The 21,615-nt window shown below is 32.0% G+C and carries 22 protein-coding genes; 1 reads left to right on the top strand and 21 read right to left on the bottom strand.

What is annotated here, in order from left to right; translation table 11 throughout:
• Positions 1–17 precede the first annotated feature (17 nt).
• The 4 genes from T537_RS0101610 to der form a co-directional block, all read right to left on the bottom strand.
• Entirely contained in the window at positions 18–1,355 is a 1,338-nt protein-coding gene (locus tag T537_RS0101610; RefSeq protein ID WP_031555875.1) for an AAA family ATPase, read from the bottom strand.
• Positions 1,356–1,509: 154 nt separating this feature from the next.
• Positions 1,510–2,520, bottom strand: coding sequence for an NAD(P)H-dependent glycerol-3-phosphate dehydrogenase (locus T537_RS0101605; RefSeq protein ID WP_027437513.1), 1,011 nt, complete (start codon positions 2,518–2,520; stop codon positions 1,510–1,512).
• Positions 2,507–3,175 carry a glycerol-3-phosphate 1-O-acyltransferase PlsY gene (plsY, locus tag T537_RS0101600; RefSeq protein WP_031555873.1) on the bottom strand — a complete coding sequence of 223 codons (669 nt, stop codon included), beginning with the start codon at positions 3,173–3,175 and terminating at the stop codon, positions 2,507–2,509. Before plsY ends, T537_RS0101605 begins: the two co-directional genes overlap by 14 nt.
• The gene (gene der, locus T537_RS0101595) at positions 3,175–4,503 is read right to left on the bottom strand and encodes a ribosome biogenesis GTPase Der (RefSeq protein WP_027437515.1); all 1,329 of its coding nucleotides are present in this window, start codon (positions 4,501–4,503) and stop codon (positions 3,175–3,177) included. Before der ends, plsY begins: the two co-directional genes overlap by 1 nt.
• Before the next feature lie 135 nt (positions 4,504–4,638).
• On the opposite strand from der, the gene T537_RS0101590 reads away from it, so the two are divergent.
• Positions 4,639–5,475 carry a hypothetical protein gene (locus T537_RS0101590; RefSeq protein ID WP_031555871.1) on the top strand — a complete coding sequence of 279 codons (837 nt, stop codon included), beginning with the start codon at positions 4,639–4,641 and terminating at the stop codon, positions 5,473–5,475.
• Positions 5,476–5,528: 53 nt separating this feature from the next.
• Here the strand turns inward: T537_RS0101590 and pgeF are convergent, their stop codons facing one another.
• From pgeF to T537_RS11895, 17 genes are all read right to left on the bottom strand, one after another.
• Entirely contained in the window at positions 5,529–6,422 is an 894-nt protein-coding gene (gene pgeF / locus T537_RS0101585; protein WP_031555868.1) for a peptidoglycan editing factor PgeF, read from the bottom strand.
• 3 nt (positions 6,423–6,425) lie between these two features.
• A complete protein-coding gene (locus T537_RS0101580) occupies positions 6,426–6,767 on the bottom strand; it encodes a YraN family protein (RefSeq protein ID WP_027437518.1) in 342 nt (113 codons plus the stop codon).
• A 3-nt stretch (positions 6,768–6,770) separates the two neighbouring features.
• On the bottom strand, positions 6,771–7,106 hold the full coding sequence (locus T537_RS0101575; RefSeq protein WP_081823227.1) for an EscU/YscU/HrcU family type III secretion system export apparatus switch protein: 336 nt from the start codon (positions 7,104–7,106) through the stop codon (positions 6,771–6,773).
• A 21-nt stretch (positions 7,107–7,127) separates the two neighbouring features.
• The gene (locus T537_RS0101570) at positions 7,128–8,804 is read right to left on the bottom strand and encodes a flagellar hook-length control protein FliK (protein ID WP_031555862.1); all 1,677 of its coding nucleotides are present in this window, start codon (positions 8,802–8,804) and stop codon (positions 7,128–7,130) included.
• Positions 8,805–8,844: 40 nt separating this feature from the next.
• Positions 8,845–9,504, bottom strand: a complete 660-nt coding sequence (locus tag T537_RS0101565) for a ribonuclease HII (RefSeq protein ID WP_031555859.1) — start codon at positions 9,502–9,504, stop codon at positions 8,845–8,847.
• A 15-nt stretch (positions 9,505–9,519) separates the two neighbouring features.
• Positions 9,520–10,404 carry a ribosome biogenesis GTPase YlqF gene (gene ylqF / locus T537_RS0101560; RefSeq protein WP_278244457.1) on the bottom strand — a complete coding sequence of 295 codons (885 nt, stop codon included), beginning with the start codon at positions 10,402–10,404 and terminating at the stop codon, positions 9,520–9,522.
• 271 nt (positions 10,405–10,675) lie between these two features.
• Positions 10,676–11,236 carry a signal peptidase I gene (lepB, locus tag T537_RS0101555; protein WP_031555853.1) on the bottom strand — a complete coding sequence of 187 codons (561 nt, stop codon included), beginning with the start codon at positions 11,234–11,236 and terminating at the stop codon, positions 10,676–10,678.
• A gap of 111 nt (positions 11,237–11,347) precedes the next feature.
• Positions 11,348–11,698 carry a 50S ribosomal protein L19 gene (gene rplS, locus T537_RS0101550; RefSeq protein WP_031555850.1) on the bottom strand — a complete coding sequence of 117 codons (351 nt, stop codon included), beginning with the start codon at positions 11,696–11,698 and terminating at the stop codon, positions 11,348–11,350.
• A 111-nt stretch (positions 11,699–11,809) separates the two neighbouring features.
• Positions 11,810–12,334 (bottom strand): ribosome maturation factor RimM, encoded by a 525-nt coding sequence (rimM, locus tag T537_RS0101545; protein WP_031555847.1) that lies wholly within the window; start codon positions 12,332–12,334, stop codon positions 11,810–11,812.
• A 41-nt stretch (positions 12,335–12,375) separates the two neighbouring features.
• Positions 12,376–14,115 carry an ATP-binding protein gene (locus T537_RS0101540; RefSeq protein WP_031555845.1) on the bottom strand — a complete coding sequence of 580 codons (1,740 nt, stop codon included), beginning with the start codon at positions 14,113–14,115 and terminating at the stop codon, positions 12,376–12,378.
• A complete protein-coding gene (locus tag T537_RS0101535; RefSeq protein WP_027437527.1) occupies positions 14,102–15,229 on the bottom strand; it encodes a metallophosphoesterase family protein in 1,128 nt (375 codons plus the stop codon). Before T537_RS0101535 ends, T537_RS0101540 begins: the two co-directional genes overlap by 14 nt.
• A gap of 132 nt (positions 15,230–15,361) precedes the next feature.
• The gene (locus T537_RS0101530) at positions 15,362–15,592 is read right to left on the bottom strand and encodes a KH domain-containing protein (RefSeq protein ID WP_027437528.1); all 231 of its coding nucleotides are present in this window, start codon (positions 15,590–15,592) and stop codon (positions 15,362–15,364) included.
• A gap of 25 nt (positions 15,593–15,617) precedes the next feature.
• The gene (gene rpsP, locus T537_RS0101525; RefSeq protein ID WP_027430724.1) at positions 15,618–15,860 is read right to left on the bottom strand and encodes a 30S ribosomal protein S16; all 243 of its coding nucleotides are present in this window, start codon (positions 15,858–15,860) and stop codon (positions 15,618–15,620) included.
• Positions 15,861–15,896: 36 nt separating this feature from the next.
• Positions 15,897–17,249 carry a signal recognition particle protein gene (gene ffh / locus T537_RS0101520; protein ID WP_027437529.1) on the bottom strand — a complete coding sequence of 451 codons (1,353 nt, stop codon included), beginning with the start codon at positions 17,247–17,249 and terminating at the stop codon, positions 15,897–15,899.
• A 9-nt stretch (positions 17,250–17,258) separates the two neighbouring features.
• A complete protein-coding gene (gene ylxM / locus T537_RS0101515) occupies positions 17,259–17,603 on the bottom strand; it encodes a YlxM family DNA-binding protein (protein ID WP_027437530.1) in 345 nt (114 codons plus the stop codon).
• Between the two features lie 107 nt (positions 17,604–17,710).
• Positions 17,711–19,033 carry an AI-2E family transporter gene (locus tag T537_RS0101510; RefSeq protein WP_027437531.1) on the bottom strand — a complete coding sequence of 441 codons (1,323 nt, stop codon included), beginning with the start codon at positions 19,031–19,033 and terminating at the stop codon, positions 17,711–17,713.
• 92 nt (positions 19,034–19,125) lie between these two features.
• Positions 19,126–21,123, bottom strand: coding sequence for a carbohydrate-binding domain-containing protein (locus T537_RS11895; RefSeq protein WP_051554924.1), 1,998 nt, complete (start codon positions 21,121–21,123; stop codon positions 19,126–19,128).
• Between the last annotated feature and the right edge of the window lie 492 nt (positions 21,124–21,615).

Genomic DNA, 21,615 nt, shown 5'->3' with positions numbered 1-21,615 from the left:
TATTAAAGTCATTGAAGTTAAAAAAATGCGTTAATATACTGGATTTCAGCTAAGTATGTATTACGCATAATATCATCAACTAGCGGGTCGTTTTTAATATCATTCTCAATATCCTTTAAGATACTTTCCATTGTATTCTTCTCGTTATATAAAAACATAGCAAAACAAATTACAATTGAAAATTGATATTTACCCTTTTTGTCTACGTTCCAATATTGGTTAGCCACATTAAAGAACATATCCTTATTCTCACGAATAATGTAGCTATATAAGCTATTAAGTGTTGCATCACAAGTATAAATTTTGCCATATTCATTAGATTCATTATAAAGCTTAATAGCATAGAAATAATCACAATTTGAAAGGTATGTGTCAGCAGCTCTCATTGTGATTTCCTTAATCTCATTAATAGGCTTTTCTTTAAAAACTTTTTGCATAAAATTTCTAAAGACAGGATTAAAGCTATATGTTCTTGAAAGCTTATCATAATCTATTAATGAAACCTTGTGTAAATATTCAAGACAAAGCTTCTCATCAAGACCAGTTTGTGTTACACACTGGCTAATTGTAAATTTATGAAAAACAGAAAGGTTAATTAAGAAATCTCTTAATGGATTGTCCAAATTATACCAAATGTTAGTTTCAATAAAATTATCAAGACTTTCGCCAGATGCTAACTTAGCCTTATCAGAATTCTGATCCATATAAAGTTCAACAATATATGGCCATCCCATAGTCTTGTTATATATATCCTTAGCAATTTCAATATCGATTAAGTTCTCATTAAGTCTGAAATAATCATAAATATCTTCAGGTGAAAAACTAAGGTCATTTTTATCAATTAATCCGATGGAATTCTTGCTAATAAGGCTTAAAATACTCTGATAATGAAGTTCATGAATTAAAAATACATACTTCAAACCAGGAGTAGATGCAGCATGATTAATCTTAAAGAAATTAGCAATATTCTCATCAAAAACATTATCGAAATTATCGATAATAACTACTGTCTGTGCTCTTTCATTAGTCAAATTAGACATTAAAGCACATAATTCATTAACATCCTCTTCAGATTCAGGAAACTTAAGGGACATAAACTGAGATGCATGGCTTGGACTAACAAGCTTAATTGCATTACATAAATTTGTCCAGAAAACTTCCTTTGAAGAATCAGCGTCTATCCAAAGAATTGTATATCCTGGATAATTCTTAAAGAATGTACGGCAAACTGCTGATTTGCCATATCCTGTTGGCGCACAGATAAAACTATATCTGTACTGCTCAAATGAGCTTAATTTGTCCTTTAATTTTGTTGATATATAAGCTCTGTTTAGTAATTGTTTAATATGCGCCATGTGTAACTATCCTCTCTCTTTCTTAATTTTCCCAACAAAAATAGTATAAATCAAACTTCTCAATAAAAAAATAGTAAATCTATACCATTATACCTATGACAATGGGACTAATGATACATTAGCCCCATTGATTATCCTACTATTATTATTTTATTTATTCCCATGAAATATTTTCGGCTTCGATTTTTTTATCTCTAAGCATAAGCTCAGAAACAGCCTTTGATGCATTCATATCTTCAAATAAAACTTTATTAATCTGTTCAACAATAGGCATTGAAACATTGTATTTCTGTGAAAGAAGAAGGGCTGCTTTTGCTGAATAAACACCTTCAACAACCATTGAAACCTCTTCCATTGCTTGGTCTTTAGTATATCCTTTACCAATTAAGATACCTGCTCTTCTATTTCTAGAATGCATACTAGAACAAGTAACAATTAAGTCACCGATTCCAGATAAACCAGCAAAAGTCTCAACTTTAGCACCCATAGCTACACCTAATCTACTAATTTCAGCAATACCTCTTGTAATGAGGGCTGCCTTAGTATTGTCGCCATAACCTAGGCCATCTGCAATACCTGCTGCAAGAGCAATTACATTTTTAAGTGATCCGCCAAGGCAGATACCTAATACGTCTGGACTGATATAAACTCTAAATACATCGCTCATAAATACGTTTTGTAAATAAACAGCATCTGATTTAGACTTAGTACCAATTACACAAGTTGTTGGAATACCTCTACCAACTTCCTCTGCATGGCTAGGTCCTGAAAGTACAGCAACACATGCTTGTGGAATTTCATCCTCAACAACCTGGCATAGTGTCATAAGAGTACTTTCTTCAATACCCTTACCTACATTAACAATATATTGTCCTTTTTTTACAAAAGGAGCAAGAAGCTTAGATGTTGAACGTGTATATGGAGAAGCAACTGCAAGTACTAAAATATCAGCACTTTCAACGACTTCTTGTGTATTACCATTAAATTTAATTGTGTCTGGGATTTTAACCCCTGGTAAACATTTTTTATTCTCGTGCTCAGTTCTTAATACGTCTAATTCCTGTTCAAAAACTGACCATACAGTAACATCGTGTCCATTATTATTAAGTAAAATAGATAAACCTAAGCCCCAGCTTCCAGCGCCCATAATACTAATTTTTGCCATTTTTCTCTCCCATCTTTCTTTCAGTTCCATTTATAAGTCTTTTTATGTTAGCTGCATGTCTTATGAATCCTAGTGCAGCAAATAAGAATACAATTACGCATCCTTCAATATGTTCAGTCCCATTAAGAGGCAAGAAACCTAGTAAATCCCAAATTACAAATTCAATAAAAAATCCTGCAATTCCAATAAGTGATGCTAAAGATACATACTTAGTTAAGAATAACACTAATGGGAATGTAATTAGTCCAAAAAGTGTAAATGCAAAACAATAATGAGGGAATGGAATAAGTGCAATTACAAGTCCTGATGTAGCTGCAATACCCTTTCCACCTTTGAATCCTAAGTAAAATGGAAAATTGTGTCCAAGTACTGTACCAAAACCAGCATATAAAAATAATAATAATTCTGATACATCAAAATGAGGTGCAATAAAGAAATTAACAATAATACCTGCTAATATAACTTTGAAAATATCTAATAGATAAGTTAATGCACCGTATTTTTTTCCTAGGGTACGCATAACATTAGTTGTACCTGCGTTACCGCTACCATAGTTTCTAATATCAATGTGATTAAATCTTCCAAGCCAATATCCGCCCTGAATAATTGAACCTAAAAGATAGCCTAAAACTAAACATATAATTCGTGCTAACATTACAAGTCTTTCTCCTTACGCTCTCTGTTGATAAATCTAATAGGTGTTCCTCTAAAACCAAAGGATTCTCTAATTCTGTTCTCAATATATCTTGTATATGAGAAGTGAGTTAATTCCTTATCATTTACAAACATTACGAATGTAGGTGGTTTAACAGAAACCTGAGTCATATAATAAATCTTAAGTCTCTTACCCTTATCTGAAGGTGGCTGCTTCATAGCAACTGCTTCAGTAAGAATTTCGTTAAGTACACCTGTAGGTATACGCATTGTCTGACTATCAATAATTTCATCAACTAATTCATAAATCTTAGGTAGACGTTGTCCTGTCTGAGCTGAAATAAACATGATTTCAGCATATGGCATAAATGATAAAGTATCTTTGATTTTGTTAGTAAATTCATAGATTGTCTTATCATTTTTCTCAATAGCGTCCCATTTATTAACGGCAATAATAATACCTTTACCTCTTTCGTGGGCAATACCAGCAATCTTAGCATCCTGTTCTGTAACGCCTTCAGTTGCATCAATTACTAAGATGGCAACGTCACAACGCTCAACTGCTGCTACTGTACGAATTATTGAATAACGCTCTAAGTCTTCTTTAATTTTACTTTTTCTTCTAAGACCGGCTGTATCAATAAATACATAATCTTTTTTATTGTATTTAATTACAGTATCGATAGCATCTCTAGTTGTACCAGCAATGTTACTTACAATAACTCTTTGCTTACCCATAAGCTTATTGATAAGTGAAGATTTACCAACATTAGGCTTACCAATAACTGCAATCTTAGGTCTGTCATCTTCCTCAGTTGTATCTGCTTCTTCAGGGAAATACTTAATAACTTCATCAAGTAAATCACCAAGACCTAATTTACTAATAGCTGAAATTGGCATTGGATCGCCAATTCCTAAATTATAAAATTCATATACATCTGGCATAAGCTTGTCAAAATTATCTACCTTGTTAACACAAAGTACAACAGGCTTATGTGAGCGTCTAAGCATATCAGCTACCTTAGCATCAGAATCTACAAGACCCTGCTTAACATCAGTCATAAATACAATAACGTCTGCTGTATCAATAGCAATCTGTGCTTGTTCACGCATCTGGGATAAAATAATATCCCTTGAATCTGGTTCAATACCACCAGTGTCAATAAGAGTAAATGCCTTATCAAGCCAAGTAACTTCGGCATATATTCTATCTCTTGTAACACCAGGAGTATCCTTTACAATAGAAATCTGTTGCCCACAAAGACAGTTAAATAATGTTGATTTACCAACATTAGGTCTTCCGACAACAGCTACAATAGGTTTACTCATAATCAATCATCCTAATCTAAATAATAAAATTTTAATGTAAATATACTGATTTATAATATCAGTTTAATTGCTTTTTGTAAAGGTCTATGATATTATACGAAATATTGTAAATACTTGATTTTTGGGAGGTTTAGTATGTATTTATCTAAATATAAAAAAGCTTTTTTAGCTGTGTTTTTAACATCTATTATGACAGGAATTTTAATGGTGACTCAGTGCGTTAATACACAAGCTGCCACTAATACTAATAAATATAAATTTGCAGATATTGACCTTGTTGTAGAGGTTCCTGATTCTTTAATTAGCTTTACAAGAAGCACTACTAATAATAATTCTTATTTAGAGCTTATTGGCGCAAGTGATGCAGCTGAAGTTAGAACAGCTATGGTTAATAGTAACTGTTATTTAGAAGCTGTAGATAAGGATATGACATATGAAATCGCAATTACAGGTCAAAAAGCCAATGAAACTCTACATGATTTTAATACATTAAATGATACAGAATTAAATGATTTATATAATGAATATGTGGAATCACAAAAAAATCTAACACCAGATCAAAAAACAGAAGAAATTCTAGGCAGTGAAATTGTTTATTATAATGACTTAGCTTACTTTAAGACTGATATTAAGTCATTAACAGATGATGGAGTTTTAGTATATGCTACTAAATATTTCACTGTAAATAGGGGTTATATATATAACTTTGCAGTTCAGACTAATACATCATCTATAACAACTGAAATGACAGATAATATGGATTTACTTTTAAATTCAGCAAAATACACACCTGTGGCTTCATCAATTCTTGATAATGGAATTGTTTCAGAGACAATATCAATAGTTATTACTGCTGCCATTCCTATAATTATACTTGCCCTAATCGTTTATTTTATAAGAATCGGTAATAAGAAAAAGCAAAATCAGTTAATTAAAGAAGAATTAGAATTAAAAAAGAAACGCGGTTTATAAATAAAAATTCCCACAGCTAAGTAAAATAGATAGCCTGTGGGAATTTTTATTTGTTATTTTAGATAAATGAAGTTACAAAGTACTCCACGCTTCCCATTTGTTGCTCTATGGGAGAATAATAAATCCTTATTACAACATGTGCATATATCAGTAACGTTAATATTACTTGCCTTAACTCCTGCATTTAACATATTAAAGTAGTTGGCAATTTGAAGGTTTAACTGATAGTGACCATTCTTTTTATCATAAAGGATATATTCTTGTTCTTTACTAGAATAGGCCTTTTTAAATTCATCTGCCACATCTTCACTTATTTCATAACAATCCATACAAATTGAAGGACCGATAAATGTAATTAAATCTTCTGCTTTAGTGCCAAATTTTTGTCCCATTTGTTCAATTACGTTTTTAGTTATATTGCCAACAGTTCCTCTCCAACCACTGTGAGCAGATCCTATTACATGTCTTTTTTTATCAATAAAAATTACAGGGACACAATCTGCAAAGGCTGTTACTAAGCATAAACCCTTCTTATCTGTTATAAGGCCATCAATGTTATCATAGTTTCTTTGGGAAACTAATCCCATTCCAGCATTTGATTCATCTACGTATAATACGTTAGTTGTATGAGTTTGTTTTGAAATGACAAGATGGTTTATATCTGTGTTAATTGCAGTAGAAAAAATTCTAAAATTTTCTAAGACATTTTCTCTACTATCTCCCCTATCAAGGCAAAAATTCATGCTTTCTGATACGCCAGTGCTTACACCACCAAGGCGAGTTGAAAAGCCGCATTCTATAAAATCAAGATCTTTAAAGGGCTTAAATCTAATAATACCCACGTTTTTATCTTCTACTTTAACCTCTTCAAAAAAAGTTGAGTCAATTATTGTTCCTGTTTCTAATCCGTTAAAAAATTTTTTGTTGTCTATTTTTTTAAATTCCATTTTTTAAAAGCCATTTTCTATATGAGTTATTTTGTTATTATCTATTCCTATTACATCAAAACTAACAGGGATTTCAAGAGTGTGATAATTTGTTAAAAGAAAGTGCCTAGCAACCCGCCTAATTATCATTTGCTTTTTATAATTTACCGCTTCAATTGCACTGCCATACTTAGATGTGCTTCTATATTTAACCTCTATAAAGATTATGCGATTATCCTTTTTAGCGATTAAATCTATCTCTCCTAATTTACATCTGTAATTTCTCTTAATTATCTTATACCCTCTATCAGTTAGGTATTTTAGGGCAAGAAATTCCTTTTCTTCACCTATTTTTCTTTTGTTCATGGCTTATCCTTTCTTTATTTTGCCTTTAATTCTATCACAGTCATCCACAAATACAAGTATTTCAGCCACTATAGTATATAATTCCGGAGGTATCATATCTCCAATTTCAAGTTTGGATAAAGTCTTTGCAAGGCTTGCATCCTCATAGGTAGGAACATCAGCCTCTTTGGCTTTTTCAATAATTGTATCAGCTAAATGACCCTTACCACTGGCAATTACCTTAGGTGCTTCCTCGCCTGGTACGTATTCAAGGGCAACGGCTATGGTGGGTTTATTATCTTTGTCTGATTTTATAGCTTTTGATTTATCATTATTATTTGTCTTATTTTTATCTGGCATAAACAAATTCCTCCATATCCTCTAAGCCTTTATATCAAATATATACTGGCCAAAGCTATTATCTTTATTAATGTCCTTTTCAATGAAATCCCTTACAAAATCAAAGGGCTCGTCCTCTGGTGTACTTACCTTCATTTCAAAATGCGTCTCGTAACCAAGCTCTGATAGGCGTTTTTCTAATTTGTCGATATTAGAGTATACAAAATCTAACATTTCATCTGACTCTAATACAAAATTAGTATTAAGATTAGTTCCATTAGTTAGTTTTACAAAAATATCTACAGGACCAAGATGTTCCATATCTAAGTGAAGTAAGGCGGTTATGTTATCTGGATCATAGGCCACATTTTTCTTGTTAGTAAAAACATATAATTCTCCATTGCCCTCACTGTCACTAAATTTAATAGGCATTTGCATAAAAAGTAAGTTCTTATTTAACTCATTCATAAAATTAATATTCTCTTTAATACTAGTTACTGTCTTATTAAAGTTAGGAGTTATATTCTCCTTAGTTTCATTTTCTATGCCTTCAATGTTTTTTTTGATTCGCTTATAGAAGTTTTTAATTTGCTCTTCGGATTCTTGAAATTCTCTTGGGCTTAGTTTCATTGTTTCATTAATCATTTCATGGAAAAGCTCCTTAAATCCCTTATGGTTAATAAGCTTAGACAAGTCGTCTTTATTAAGGTTTCCATTTTCAAGTAACTTTGTAAAAAAGTCTTTTATATTCACATCGCCTTTTTTAAGCTCTGCCTTTAATTCCTTATTATCTACTGTATTTATTAGGGCTTCTATGTCTTTTTTATCAATAAGCTCTTTTATAGGTTTTTGTTTGATTTCATTTGTAGGGTCATTATATAGGTTATTTACTACAGACTTTAACATTTTGCTTGCCTGTGTTTCAGGATTGCTTTTTATAATTTCAGGGTTTTCAATATTGGAAAAATTAGTATCAGTTGTGTTAGTAGTCTTACTAGTTTGTCCTTTATTATTGTCTGACTCATTTAGAATAGTATTTAAGTCTTCTATTAAATTGCTTTCAAATTTTTCCAAACTTTTTTCTAGTTTGGCATCGAATTGTTTGTATGCTTCAAATTGTCCTATATTTTCTTTATTTATTGGAATATTTAGTCGATTAAGATTAGCTAATGTATTTATATTAGTATCTGGATATCTTGCCCATTGCTTTGCAAGCTCAGTAATCTGCTTAGCGTTAATAGGCATATTTAGATTAAGTAGTTCTTTAACTATATTTATATTTTTCTCATTTACTGGCAAATTAGCAGCCTCTAAGGCTTTATTTACAACAGCGTCTGCTTGAACATCCTTTGTTAGGGGCTTTATTTGAATTTGTCCATTATTATTATCCTCCACCATAAAAGTAACTACACTTCCACGAGTTAAGGGAACATCTCCCTTTAATGTGGCATTAATTGTGGTATTGGAATTTAGCAAAATAGAAATAGCGTTATTATTAATATTAGTAATTTTTCCTGTAAAGGTATCACCCACAAGCATATTTTTAAGCATAGTGATACCACTATTTTTAGTGATATCACTAGTTATAACTTCCTTAAGGTTATTAATTTCATTTGATAGATTATTAGTTTGGGTCTTATTTCCCTCTCCATTAACCTCAGCCTTAAGATTTGGATTTATATTCTGATTGTTAAATAAGCTTGAAAGATTTATCGCCATAGTTTCCCCTTTAACTAAACGTAAATTCTAAGTTGCTTTTTTATTTAATAAAATTACCAATAAATGTTCTTCGATGTATTTCACATGGGCCAAATTCTCTTAGGGCATCTGTATGTTGTTTTGTACCATATCCCTTATTTTTGGCAAATCCGTAATTAGGATATTTCTTATCAAGTTCTACCATCATTCTATCTCTAGTTACTTTTGCAATTATGCTTGCACAAGCTATTGTAAAACTCTTAGCATCTCCCTTAATTATAGGAACCTGCTTAATATCCACTCCTGGTATATTAACTGCATCATTTAATAATATATCGGGTTTTATTTCTAAATTGTTAATAGCTTCTCTCATAGCTTCATATGTAGCTTGTAAAATGTTAATTTCATCGATTCTTTTTTCTGAAGCAATTCCTATACCGATAGTTAATGCTTTTTCTTTTATTATATCATATAATTCTTCTCTTCTTTTTTCTGTTACTTTTTTAGAATCGTTAACATATGGAATTCTTACATCCTTTGGCATTATTACACAGGCTGTAACCACAGGTCCTGCAAGGGGACCTCTTCCTACCTCATCAATTCCTGCAATATATTCACAGTCAGAATATTCCTTCTCATATTCAAACATTGTCTCAAGTCTGGCATATTCTGCTTCTAGTTTTTGCTTTTTTCTTAATTCGCGCTCTTCTTTAAGTGTCATTTTATATCCTTTCAATTAAGGTCTCTCAAGTGTTACGCATCCAAGCTTAGCACTTCTAAAATCATCTAGGATTATACCTGAAACCTTATCATAATCTGTTTGTGCACCCTTTTTTAAACAACCTCTTTTTGCTGCTATATGATCCATAATTACTAAAGCAATCTGTGTCTGTTCATCAATTAAATCGTTATCACTTGGGGCAAATTCACTAGTTGTAATTTCGTATCTTGTATATAGATTATCCTTGTAATTTTTATATAGGAATTTAATTACATCAAGGGCTAAATCACTCTTATTTAGAATGTTGTCGTTAATAGAGCCTATCATAGCTAGTCTTAAACCTGTTGTCTGATCTTCGAATTTAGGCCATAGAATACCTGGTGTATCAAGTAATTCAATATTACCCTTAATCTTAATCCACTGCTTACCCTTTGTTACACCTGGCTTATTACCAGTTTTTGCACTAGCTTTGCCTGAATAAGCATTTACAAAAGTAGATTTACCAACGTTTGGAATACCTACTACCATAGCTCTAATAGGGCGATTTTTAATTCCCTTGGCTAAATCTTTTTGAATTTTATCTTCGCAAGCTTCATAGATGATTTCATTTAGGGCCTTAAAACCATTATTCTTTCTTGAATCCATCTTTACACAATAAAATCCCTTGGATTTAAAGTATGTTATCCAAAGGTTAGTTATTTTATCATCTGCTAAATCAGACTTATTAAGAATTACAACCCTAGCTTTCTTATCTGCTAACTCGTCAATATCAGGGTTTCTTGAGCTTAGTGGAACTCTTGCATCAACTATTTCAATAACAAGGTCTATAAGCTTAATATCCTCTTGCATCTGTCTTTTTGCCTTAGTCATGTGGCCTGGATACCAGTTAAATGTGGCAATTTTATTATTATCATTTGATGCGTTTTTCTTAGCTTCTTTACTAGCTTTTTTAATCTTGGCTATTTTTTTCTTTTCTTCTATTTTTGCATCTTTAGCATTTTTCTTAAAAGAATTAGTATCCTTTTTAAAAGTCTTATTTATTTCTTTGTTGTTCTTCTTTTGGCCAAAGGAATTTTTAGTAAGCTTAGCAGCTTTAGTATTTTTACTGCTCTTTGTTGCTTTTCCCATTGGTTTTTTTGTAATTTTTTTCATATATTATTCCTTTTTTACTTTATGATATGAACTTAAGTCGCTTAAATGGGCTTAATATAAACCAGGTCTTTCCAATTATATTTTTAGACTTTACTGTTCCAATTGAAGAGAAACGACTATCTTCACTATTGTTTCTGTTATCGCCTAATACAAAATATTCGTTCTTATCAAGTGTTAGGCTTGAATTTGCAAGTCCAGCTGTAAGAATTGCTGTATCCACTACGTCTTCTTTAATTTCTTCGCCATTAATAAAAATCTTGTTGTCCTTTATCTGAACAGTTTCGCCAGGAAGGCCAATAACTCGCTTTATATAAATCTTACTTGAATTAACGCCATCCACCTTAAATGCAATTATATCAAATCTCTTAGGACCTGTTATTGAATACGCAAAACGATTAATAAGAACTGTGTCATTATCCTTTAGTGTAGGATTCATGGAATTACCAACGTTAGTATTTCTAAGAGCTATAAAGCTTACTAACACATATGCGGCTGTAATTACCATAATTACGTCTACTATGTATTTGCAAATAAATAATAGTCTTTTATTCTCATAATATCTTCTTCTATATGCAACCATAATTTAAGCCTCTCTATATAAAAATCAAAATAAATTTTAACATATTTTCTAGTTAAAAAAAAGTCCACAACATAAGTTGTGGACTTTAAAGGATCTACTAACGTAGGTTAATTATCTAACTAATTCCTTAACCTTAGCAGCCTTACCTGTTCTCTGTCTTAAGTAATAAAGCTTAGCACGTCTAGCCTTACCATGTCTAGTAACTTCTACCTTCTCTACGATAGGTGAATGAAGTGGCCATGTCTTTTCAACGCCTACTCCGTTAGAAATCTTTCTTACAGTGAATGTAGCACGTACGCCTGTACCCTGCTTCTTAATTACTGTACCTTCGAAAACCTGAATTCTTTCACGGTTTCCTTCTTTAATCTTAGCTGATACCTTAACTGTATCACCTGTTCTGAACTCAGGAACCTGAGCCTTAAGCTGTGCATCTTCGATGCTCTTAATAATACTATTAGCCATGTGTGACCTCCTATTAATCTGGATGTTCTTAATACAGGAATTGTAACAGAGGACCATCTCGTTATCTCACAACTATACTAATTTATCATATTATTAGATGTTTGACAAGCTTTATTTTTTATTTAAATCTAGTAGTCCATCAAGTAAATGAACAGTGATTGTTCCTTTATCTAGGTCATGGGCAAGGATGCACTGATCAATTACAGGGATTAAGACTTCGTCTCCATCCTTAGTTTCAACGATATAAACATTATTAGCTCCAGTTTCTAATACATCCTTTAATTTACCGATATTCTCGCCTTCATCTGTAATTACATCAAGTCCAACTAAATCACAAATAAAATATTCGCCTTCTTCAAGTGGAACTGCATTCTGCCTTGTAACACATAAATCGCATTTAGTATAGATCTCAATATCATTAATATTAGAGAATTCCTTGAATTTAAGGATTACATATTGCTTGAAAAACTTAACACTTTCAACTGTAACATTTATTTGTTCACGTTTTCCCATAATGATACATTCCTTTAAGTCTTTAAAACGATTAGGATCATCAGTTGTAGGGAAAACCTTAACTTCTCCTCTTATTCCATGAGTTTGTGTAATAACACCTACTCTTAATAAATCATTATTCATATAATTACTCCATTTCTTATGTTAATCTCAATGATTATAAACTAGGTACGACTTATTGAGCAAGTAAAATATATTATCTGATATTCCTTTGATATGGTGTTTAGCATGTTCATACATGGTGCAAGGGTGTTATCATCAACATTTACAAAGCAGTCATCAAGTATAATAAATGGCTTTTCCTTTTTAAAGGAGCACTCAATAAAGGCTAATCTAAGGGAAAGTCCTATAACATCACGAAAGGCTTTGCTTAGCATTTTAACATCTTTTATTCCACTGGCATTTTTAATAGCTAGCTCATTATTTACATTTAATACAAAATCATCTGTGGAGTCTAGCATCATGGATAAATATTTATCAAAAGTCTTTTTAACTGGCTCGTTATATTTTTTACCAAAATTTTCCTTTGCCCTAGTTAAAAAATCCTTGGCTTTTTTAGTATAGTCGTATTTAATTGTAAGCTCATTATAGTATTCTTGTAACTTGGCTCTTTTATAGTCGTTTTCTTCTTGTTTTGCAATTTCTTTATTTAACTCATCAATTTCTCTATTGATTCTATTTAGCTCTCCTGTATAATCGTCAATTCGAGATTCAGAAAGCTTTAGATTTCGCACATATTCCCTATACTTATTTGGGGCGTTGGCAAATTCTGCATCCTCAGGTTCTTTAAAAGGATCATAAGGGGCGTTTTTAAGAGCTTCTTCCTTTTCTTCCTGCTCTTTTTTAAGAGCTTCTTCCTTCTTTTTTTTCTCGTCTTCTTGTTTTTTATTAGCTTCCTTCTCCTTTACTTTAAAAAATGTCTTAGAAACGTAATAAACCATAACAAGTAAACCAATACCTGTTATTGGATAGGCAAAAGTGCTGTATTTTCCGTTGTTTTGTAAAAAAACTCCAAGTACTGTTAAGAAAAATCCAAAGAGAAGTATAAATAAACCTACAACATCTGTTTTTGCATTAGGGTCATATTTATCAAGAGATATTTCTTCTTTTTCCGGCTTTTTCTCCTCTTTTTCCGTATTTTCTTTTTCATCCTTTTTCTTATCTAATTCGATAAAAATTCTATTTTGGTATTTGTCCTTTTTCTTGCGCTCTAAATTTAAATAATCTTCAAGGACTTTGCTTCTATTTATGAGTTTTTCTACTCTTTGCTTATTAGAATTTATGGTTAAATTCTCAAATTCTAAGTCGTCTAATTGCCTTTTTATTTTATTTAATTCACCAGTTTTTCTTGTTGGGGAATATTTATTTATGTAGTCATTTAGGGTATTTATTGCATTGTCGTAGTTATTTATATCTAGGCTTTCTAGCGTTACATTACCAAGAAGATTTTCAATATCCCCTGTACTTCTTGTTTCACAGGCATCTTGGCCTACAAAAATTGTGTTTTTAAAGGATTCTCTATTAATATTAAAAATTTCTTCTCCAATATTTGTAGTGTAATCAAGGCTTTCAAGCATTGTAGATGCATCAAGCAATGTAAAACTATCGTCCCTTTCTTTTTGGCCAAAAGTTCTTGTTAGTATATAGGACTTCTCTCCAATTTCAAAACTTATAGTTCCTCCATATACTCCCCCATTCCATGGGCTAAATCTTTTTCTTTCATTTTCGTAAGCATTAGTCTTTTTTGGGTTCTCAAAGCCGTAAAACATGACCTTTATAAATGCTGCAAAGGTGGATTTTCCCCAGCCATTGTCCTTTAGAATTACATTTTTTGTTTCATTAAATTCATAATCAAATTGAGATAATTTACCAAAATTTTCTATATGACACTTAATTAATCTCATAATCTTGCCTTCCTAATTCGTTACTTAGCGCTTTTATGCCAATGTTTATAATGTTTAGTTTTTCTTCGTTTGAAAGGCTGCTGTCGTTAGCAACTTCTCTTACAAATTCCCCTTTTAGTGATTCTTCATGGGCATAGTCGCTATAATTAAGCTTAAATCTAGTATCATTTACTATTTTTACGCAGTAATAGCAATTGTTAAAATGCCTACTTATTACCTCTAAATTAATATCTGATTCCACAAGGATTTCTCCCGCAAGAACTATTTTTAATATATTGTTCTCTGTTACTGTAGTTTCATTAATTCCCTCATTTATTAAATCAATCACTTCTAGAGTAGTACTCGCATCTGTTATGTCTACCCAGATTTCCTCAATAACTCTCTTAGCAAAGGGAACAAAGGTCTTTGTTATCTCTTTGTTTTCCTCGTTTATATTTAGTAATACAAAGCCCTTAGGACCAATTTCGTCAAATCCTCGTCCTTCAAGGGCTCCACAATAGGCATATTCGCCTCGTGCTCCAAGTTTTCCTTCTTGGTAGGAATGAATGTGTCCTAGAGCTAGATAATCAATATTTTTCCCCATTAGCTTATTTAATGGGATTACTGTAGGGTCTGCCTTTTGCTCATAATCAGAGATTTGTCCATGAAGGGTTACAATATTTATATCAAATTGATCAAGTTCAAGTTTATCTGCATTAAAGGAAATTTTCTTAGAATTAAGCTCCTTACCAGTTATGGTAATATCAAAATCCTTAGTAGTAAAGGCTGTGTAAGTCTTCCATTTATCATCAAACAGATGCAAATTCTCTGGTATATTTCTCATTTCATCAAAGATATTATATTCGTCGTGATTACCCTTAAGATAGTAAAAATCAATATCTTTTAAACGTGTTATTCCGTCAATAACAATATTTTTAACGCTTTTGCTAACATTAGGTGTATCAAATAAATCACCGGCTATAATTATTGCATCAACTAGGTTTTCATCTGCGTAACGAAGCAACCTCTCAAATGTATTTATAAGTTCTAGCTTTCTCTCCTTGCTTTGGCGTTCATCGAAATTAGTATTAAGGGATGAATCCAAATGCAAGTCAGCACAGTGTATAATTTTCAAGTTAAGCCTCCATTTTTTAATAAAAATAACAAGTCTAATTTTAATAAAAAATTAAATAGTTTACAATATGATAACTATAAAAAAAGAGAGAAATTAGGGAATTCCCAACTTCTCTCAAAAGTTCTCCATTAACTAGTTGTCAATTTCGACTATAACCTTTTTGTCGGTTTTCTGTGCAGCAGCTGATACAACAGCTCTAATAGACTTAGCTATTCTGCCTGACTTACCGATTACTTTACCCATATCAGATGAAGCAACCTTTAAATCAACTATAATAGCCTTATCTTTTTCTGTTTCAGTTACTACAACCTCATCTGGATTATCAACTAGCGCTTTAGCGATAATTTCTACTAATTCTTTCATAGACCACACCTCCACTACTAGTCAATTACTTTTCGATGCCAGCAGCCTTGAAAAGCTTGCTAACTACTTCTGTTGGCTGAGCGCCGTTAGCTAACCACTTCTTAGCAGCTTCAGCATCGATGTTAATCTTAGCTGGTTCATAATTAGGATCATAAGTACCAATCTGATCAATGAATCTACCGTTTCTTGGAGATCTTGAATCTGCTACGATTACTCTATAGAAAGGAGACTTCTTCTCACCTAATCTCTTTAATCTAATCTTTACCATTTAAATTTCACCTCCTAAATTAATTGCTGATATATGTTAAAAAGGTAATCTAAATCGACCCTTTTTACCACCTTTCATCATTCCAGGCATCTGCTTCATCATCTTCTTCATCTGCTCAAATTGCTTAACAAGACGATTGACTTCTGCAATGTTAACGCCTGCGCCCTTAGCGATTCTGTTCTTTCTTGAAGGATTAAGAATATCTGGATTCTTTCTTTCCTTCTCAGTCATTGATTGTATAATTGCCCTGGTCTTTTTTAAGTTAGCTTCTGCTTCATTCTCATCGATTGAAACATCTTTCATCTTACTGCCAAGACCCATTCCAGGTAGCATTCCAAGAATCGAAGAGATACCTCCTAAGTTACTAATCTGGTCCATGGAATCAAGGAAATCATTAAAGTCAAATTCGGCTTTTTTGATTTTATTCTCCATCTCCTTAGCCTTTGTGGCATCTATCTGTGCTTCTGCCTTCTCGATTAAAGTAAGCACATCGCCCATTCCTAGGATTCTACTAGCCATTCTGTCTGGATAAAATTGCTCTAGATCAGAAAGCTTCTCGCCCATACCTGCATAAAGGATAGGCTTTCCAGTAACTGCCTTAATTGAAAGAGCAGCACCACCTCTTGTATCGCCGTCTAATTTAGTAAGAATAACACCGTCAATACCAATCTTTTCATCAAATGAAGAAGAAACATTAACAGCATCCTGACCTGTCATTGCATCAACAACTAAGATTGTCTGATCAACGCTTACGTTCTCTTTAATCTCTACTAATTCGTTCATCATGTCTTCATCAACATGAAGTCTACCGGCTGTATCTAAAATAACAACATTTAAGTTATTATCTTTAGCATGATTAATAGCAGCTTTAGCAATATCCACAGGCTTTACATTAGTTCCCATTGAAAAAATTGGAACATCCTGTTTCTTAGCATTAACTGTTAACTGTTCAACAGCTGCTGGTCTATACACATCACAAGCTACAAGGAGTGGCTTCTTGCCCTTAGCCTTGAATTTACCTGCTAGTTTAGCAGTTGTTGTTGTCTTACCAGCACCCTGTAAACCAACCATCATAATAACAGTTAATTCATTGCCGCTATTTAGTTTAATTTCTGTTGTTTCAGAACCCATTAAGTTAACCATTTCTTCGTTAACTATCTTAATTACCATCTGACCAGGAGTTAAGCTTGTTAAAACATCCTGTCCAACTGCTCTTTCTTCAACAGACTTAATAAAATTTTTAACTACCTTGAAGTTAACATCTGCTTCAAGCAATGCCATCTTAACTTCTTTAAGTGCTGCCTTAACATCACTTTCTGTTAAGCGACCTTTACTTCTAAGGTTCTTAAATACATTCTGTAGTTTATCTGAAAGACTATCAAATGCCATGTAACACCTCTAAAATTCTTCTAGTATTTCTTTTGATATTTGCTTAATATCATTAATTAATCTCTCATCTTTAGATTCAAGATAAGAGTCAGCTAAAGAATCTATTCTTGCAACCTTTGTTTTTGTCTCTTGAAATTTTTCAATAAGGTGAAGTTTGGATTCATAATTAAGAAGGGTCTTATTAACTCTCTTAATTAAATCAAAAACTCCCTGTCTAGAGATACCATATTCATCAGCAATCTCACTAAATGATAAATCATTAAAAATTGCATCTTCGTAAACTTGTTTCTGATGTTCATTTAGTAACTCTCCATAAAAGTCATATAGAAGAGCTTGCTCGACTATCTTCTCCATAATTCCTTACCTTTATGTACAAATCTAGGTTCTAAAAATCAAACCTCAAATAGAATATCATATAGCTTTTTTTCTGTCAAGTAAAAAAGCTTGACAGGATATTTTTTTTATTCAGAATCGTCTTTTTGACGTTCTTCTTTTATTCTTTCGTATGTTGCCTTCATTTTTTCTGTGAATTTTTCACTTTCCTTTTTGGCGTAATCCTTTTCATAGTCCACTGCCATTTTAAACTGGCCCTTCTTTAAAAGGCCTCTAAATATAGCTTTTTTAATAAAGTGATATGCTACGGCAAATACAGGTACTCCTATTAACATTCCAAAAAATCCCCATATATGGCCAAACAAAAGGATTGCAAACAATACCCAAAATCCTGAGATACCGGTGTTATCACCTAGAATACGTGGTCCTATTATATTACCATCTACTTGTTGTAGGATGAAATTAAATATTAGGAAATATATTGCCTGTCCAGGATTTACAATTAAACATAGTAAAAATCCGATGATCCACGCTACGTACCAGCCAAAGAATGGTATTACATTAAAAATACCAACAATTACAGCTATCATTACTTCGTTCATGACCTCAACATTTGGATTAAATAGTCTGTAAAGCAACAATAAAAAGTAGCATATTATGGCTATTACAACAGCATCTAATATTTTACCTGTTATAAAGCCTGAAAAAATCTTATCTACAAATTCAATTTCATCCATAATTGAATCAGCTTCTTTTTCATTGGCTATGCTATAAATTATCATTTTGCCTTGTCTTGCAAGTTTTTTTCTCATAAAGAGAAGGTAAATTGCAACTATAAAGCCAATTAATATATTAAAAATAAGGCTAAATACACCTAAAAATCCTGATGTTAGGTTAGTTATGATATTATTTATATTTCCTATTACGTTAGTATTAAGAAAATCCATAGCATAATCATAGCCTTTATTAATGATTAATTCTGAGTTTTTTGCAATATAATCATTGGACTTTATGGTGTGCTCTAAAAAATTGATTAGTCTTTGTATTGCATCTGGCATTAACTGTATAATTCTAATTACACTTTTTGCTAGGTTTGGAATAATCATAATTACAATAAATAGCAAAGTTAATATGGCAATTATTATTCCTGAATATATGCTAAAGGAATTAGCATAGGAATTTCTTTTTTCTTCAGATGCTTTTTTAAAGACTTTAGAAAATAGCTTTAAATATAGCTTATATAATATATTTACCATCGGGCATATTATATAGGCTAGACATCCTCCGATTAAAAATGGCATTAAGGTTTTAACTATACCATTAAAAAATTTAGATACAGCACTTATTTTATCAATGGCAAAAAAGAAGATCATTGCTATTATTAGTGCAAGTGCTAAAGCAAAGGACATGCCTAAATATTTTCTAACGTCAATATTTTCTTTGTTTTTCATGTTTCCCCCTAATATAAAAATTGGGATGGCAAATTGCCATCCCTTAAAGTATATAACATTTTTTATATATTTAGAAGCTGTTTTAAGTTTTTTTATTTATAAGCGTTTCTTCCTTGATTAGCACTTTCAGGCATTTGACCCATGTTACCACCTTTTTGAGCACCAAAGCCAGATGTATTTGCTGTTGATGTTACTGCACTAGTAACTGTTACACTTTCAGAGCCCTGGCCTATTGTGTATGTGTATGTACTTCCCTGACTTATATTTTGTGAGTAGCAGATTACTGCCTGATAAGATTTGCTTGGTGTGTAGTTAAGTATTGTATTTCCACTTGAGTCTTTTAAGCTAAATTCCTGGTTACTTGAGCCTGAACCTGTAAGAATTAATGCGGCTCCATTTGTTGCACTAGTAGGGGTTTCAATCATTCCGTTCGAGCCAAAGGCCATTAAAGTTCCGCCATTTATTGTAAGTGAGGAATCAAAATCAAGTGCTGTATTATCATTGCTTGTTGGTCCCTCAACTATTATTTCGCCACCATTTATTGTCATTGTTCCATTAGAATCTAAACCATCGCCTGTTGAATTTACATATACATTACCAGCATTAATAACTAATGATACAGCAGTTGATTGGCTATTTGAGGTATTTCCATATCCGATTGTATTTGTTTGACCATCGGATGCATTCATACCATCGTCTTCTGATGTGATTTTTACGCTGCCGCCATTTATTTCAATTGCAGTACTTTCAAGTCCTTCGTAAGATTTTGTAATATTAATGTTTCCACCATCTACTTTTATTAATGAATCAGCGTGAATTCCATCGTCGCCTGAAGCTATATTAAATGTCCCATCTTTAATTATTACTGCACCATCTGTATGAACTCCATCATCTTCAGAATCTATATTTATTGTACCAGAAAAGCAAATAACTACATTAGTTGCCTTTATACCCTTTAAGCTTTCAGTATCTGTGCTTGTGTCTGTGTTTGTATCTGTGTTTGTGTTTGTGTCTGTGCTAGCAGAGTTTGCATTAGAGTTATTTCCTGTATTTGCACTTGCTGCATTTTGACCATGTCCCATAGCTGCTTGATTATTTCCCATAGCATTTTGACTATTTCCCATAGCAGCCCTAAATCCAAAATCAGTAGATGAATGGCTTACACTTGAATTACTTGCTCCATTGCCTGTTTTTATATTGATGTTACCGTTGTTAATTGCTACATAATTCTCGCCTTGGATTCCATCATTACCAGCAGTAATATCAATATTACCATTTTCAATTATTATATAACCCCTTGTAGAATCTGTATCATTTGTTGATTTAATACCATCTCCGCCAGCACTAATATTAAATTCGCCATTATTAATTCCAACTAAATCTTTACCAACAATGCCATCATCAGTTGCTGTTACATTTATAATTCCACTTACAAAGATTAAATCATCCTTACTTGTAATGCCATCTTTATAATTTCCATTAACATTTAATGTACCATTACCATTAAATGTTAAATCTTCTTTTGAATAAATTGCTGCACTATAGTCTTCGTTATCACTAGATCTTTCTCCATCAGTAATTGTGTTAACTGTATTATCAGCAAGTGTAATTGTTACCTTATCTGCGCTAAGAATAAGTACAGGTGCACTTTCGTTATTAGTAATTGTGACACCATTAAAGATTAAATGAACCTCATCTGTATTATCTTCTAGATTAATAACAATTTGACCATTTATACTTCCACTTAAACAATAGCTTCCCTTCTTAGTTATTGTTAAGGTATTGTTGCTATAGCTTACACCATTTAAATTAGAGCTTACATTTGCTAAATCTATATTTACACTTGAATCATCGAAACTTGTATTAGTATCATTTTCATTCAATGCAAGACTAACCCCTGACTCTAGAGTTGATATTAGGGAATTTAAATCAGTATCAGCTACAGATGTAGTGTTTGTTGAACTTGAAGCTGTTGTAGCTTCTGCTGTTTGACTAGTAGCTGTTTTTGTCTTGGAGCTACAGGCTGTAAGTACAAGGCTCATACTTAATACAGCCACATATAAAGTTCCTCTTTTATTATAGTTAATCATATGCGATCCTCCTTAAAATATTGAGATTACAATGGGTATTAAAATGCAATTGCTAATAATAAAAATATATTTTAAAAAGGTGTCGTATTTATGTAATTCTTGTGTTTTTTTGGTGAATTGGGATTATTATTGGAAATTTGATAGGAAAATTTGATTGGACATAAGGTGTTACTTTGGTTGGAAATTTTGATTAAACATAAGGTCTTACGGTAAAATCCTTATATTCCAGTAGATTTTCTGTAATTATTAATTGCTAAAATTGTACAAGAATTTTAACATTACGGTAAAATTGTCATATAATACTAGAATTTCCGTAATCATTATCTTCTTTTCTTTTATTGAATTCTTTGTACTACGGTATAATTGTTGTATTGTAGTGGAATTACCGTAGTAGTAAATTTCTAATTATTTAGATGCTTATTTTTGTTACAGAAAATGAGGCTATTTTAGGACTTTTTCTGTAAAGTATATTTTCATGTTTGAATTTAGAAA

The organism is Lachnospira multipara LB2003 (genome assembly GCF_000702205.1).
Taxonomy (GTDB): Bacteria; Bacillota; Clostridia; order Lachnospirales; family Lachnospiraceae; genus Lachnospira; species Lachnospira multipara_A.
This window is presented reverse-complemented; position numbering and strand designations above follow the sequence as displayed.

Excerpts from the sequence above, each read along its gene's own strand:
- T537_RS0101530 (WP_027437528.1), bottom strand. The coding sequence starts at position 15,592 with ATGAAAGAATTAGTAGAAATTATCGCTAAAGCGCTAGTTGATAATCCA.
- T537_RS0101590 (WP_031555871.1), top strand. The coding sequence starts at position 4,639 with ATGTATTTATCTAAATATAAAAAAGCTTTTTTAGCTGTGTTTTTAACA.
- T537_RS0101570 (WP_031555862.1), bottom strand. The coding sequence starts at position 8,804 with ATGGCGATAAATCTTTCAAGCTTATTTAACAATCAGAATATAAATCCA.
- lepB (WP_031555853.1), bottom strand. The coding sequence starts at position 11,236 with ATGGTTGCATATAGAAGAAGATATTATGAGAATAAAAGACTATTATTT.
- T537_RS0101540 (WP_031555845.1), bottom strand. The coding sequence starts at position 14,115 with ATGAGATTAATTAAGTGTCATATAGAAAATTTTGGTAAATTATCTCAA.
- T537_RS0101510 (WP_027437531.1), bottom strand. The coding sequence starts at position 19,033 with ATGAAAAACAAAGAAAATATTGACGTTAGAAAATATTTAGGCATGTCC.
- ylxM (WP_027437530.1), bottom strand. The coding sequence starts at position 17,603 with ATGGAGAAGATAGTCGAGCAAGCTCTTCTATATGACTTTTATGGAGAG.
- ffh (WP_027437529.1), bottom strand. The coding sequence starts at position 17,249 with ATGGCATTTGATAGTCTTTCAGATAAACTACAGAATGTATTTAAGAAC.
- plsY (WP_031555873.1), bottom strand. The coding sequence starts at position 3,175 with ATGTTAGCACGAATTATATGTTTAGTTTTAGGCTATCTTTTAGGTTCA.
- der (WP_027437515.1), bottom strand. The coding sequence starts at position 4,503 with ATGAGTAAACCTATTGTAGCTGTTGTCGGAAGACCTAATGTTGGTAAA.
- T537_RS0101610 (WP_031555875.1), bottom strand. The coding sequence starts at position 1,355 with ATGGCGCATATTAAACAATTACTAAACAGAGCTTATATATCAACAAAA.
- rimM (WP_031555847.1), bottom strand. The coding sequence starts at position 12,334 with ATGAATAATGATTTATTAAGAGTAGGTGTTATTACACAAACTCATGGA.
- T537_RS0101575 (WP_081823227.1), bottom strand. The coding sequence starts at position 7,106 with ATGCCAGATAAAAATAAGACAAATAATAATGATAAATCAAAAGCTATA.
- T537_RS11895 (WP_051554924.1), bottom strand. The coding sequence starts at position 21,123 with ATGATTAACTATAATAAAAGAGGAACTTTATATGTGGCTGTATTAAGT.
- pgeF (WP_031555868.1), bottom strand. The coding sequence starts at position 6,422 with ATGGAATTTAAAAAAATAGACAACAAAAAATTTTTTAACGGATTAGAA.
- T537_RS0101565 (WP_031555859.1), bottom strand. The coding sequence starts at position 9,504 with ATGACACTTAAAGAAGAGCGCGAATTAAGAAAAAAGCAAAAACTAGAA.
- T537_RS0101580 (WP_027437518.1), bottom strand. The coding sequence starts at position 6,767 with ATGAACAAAAGAAAAATAGGTGAAGAAAAGGAATTTCTTGCCCTAAAA.
- rplS (WP_031555850.1), bottom strand. The coding sequence starts at position 11,698 with ATGGCTAATAGTATTATTAAGAGCATCGAAGATGCACAGCTTAAGGCT.
- T537_RS0101605 (WP_027437513.1), bottom strand. The coding sequence starts at position 2,520 with ATGGCAAAAATTAGTATTATGGGCGCTGGAAGCTGGGGCTTAGGTTTA.
- rpsP (WP_027430724.1), bottom strand. The coding sequence starts at position 15,860 with ATGGTAAAGATTAGATTAAAGAGATTAGGTGAGAAGAAGTCTCCTTTC.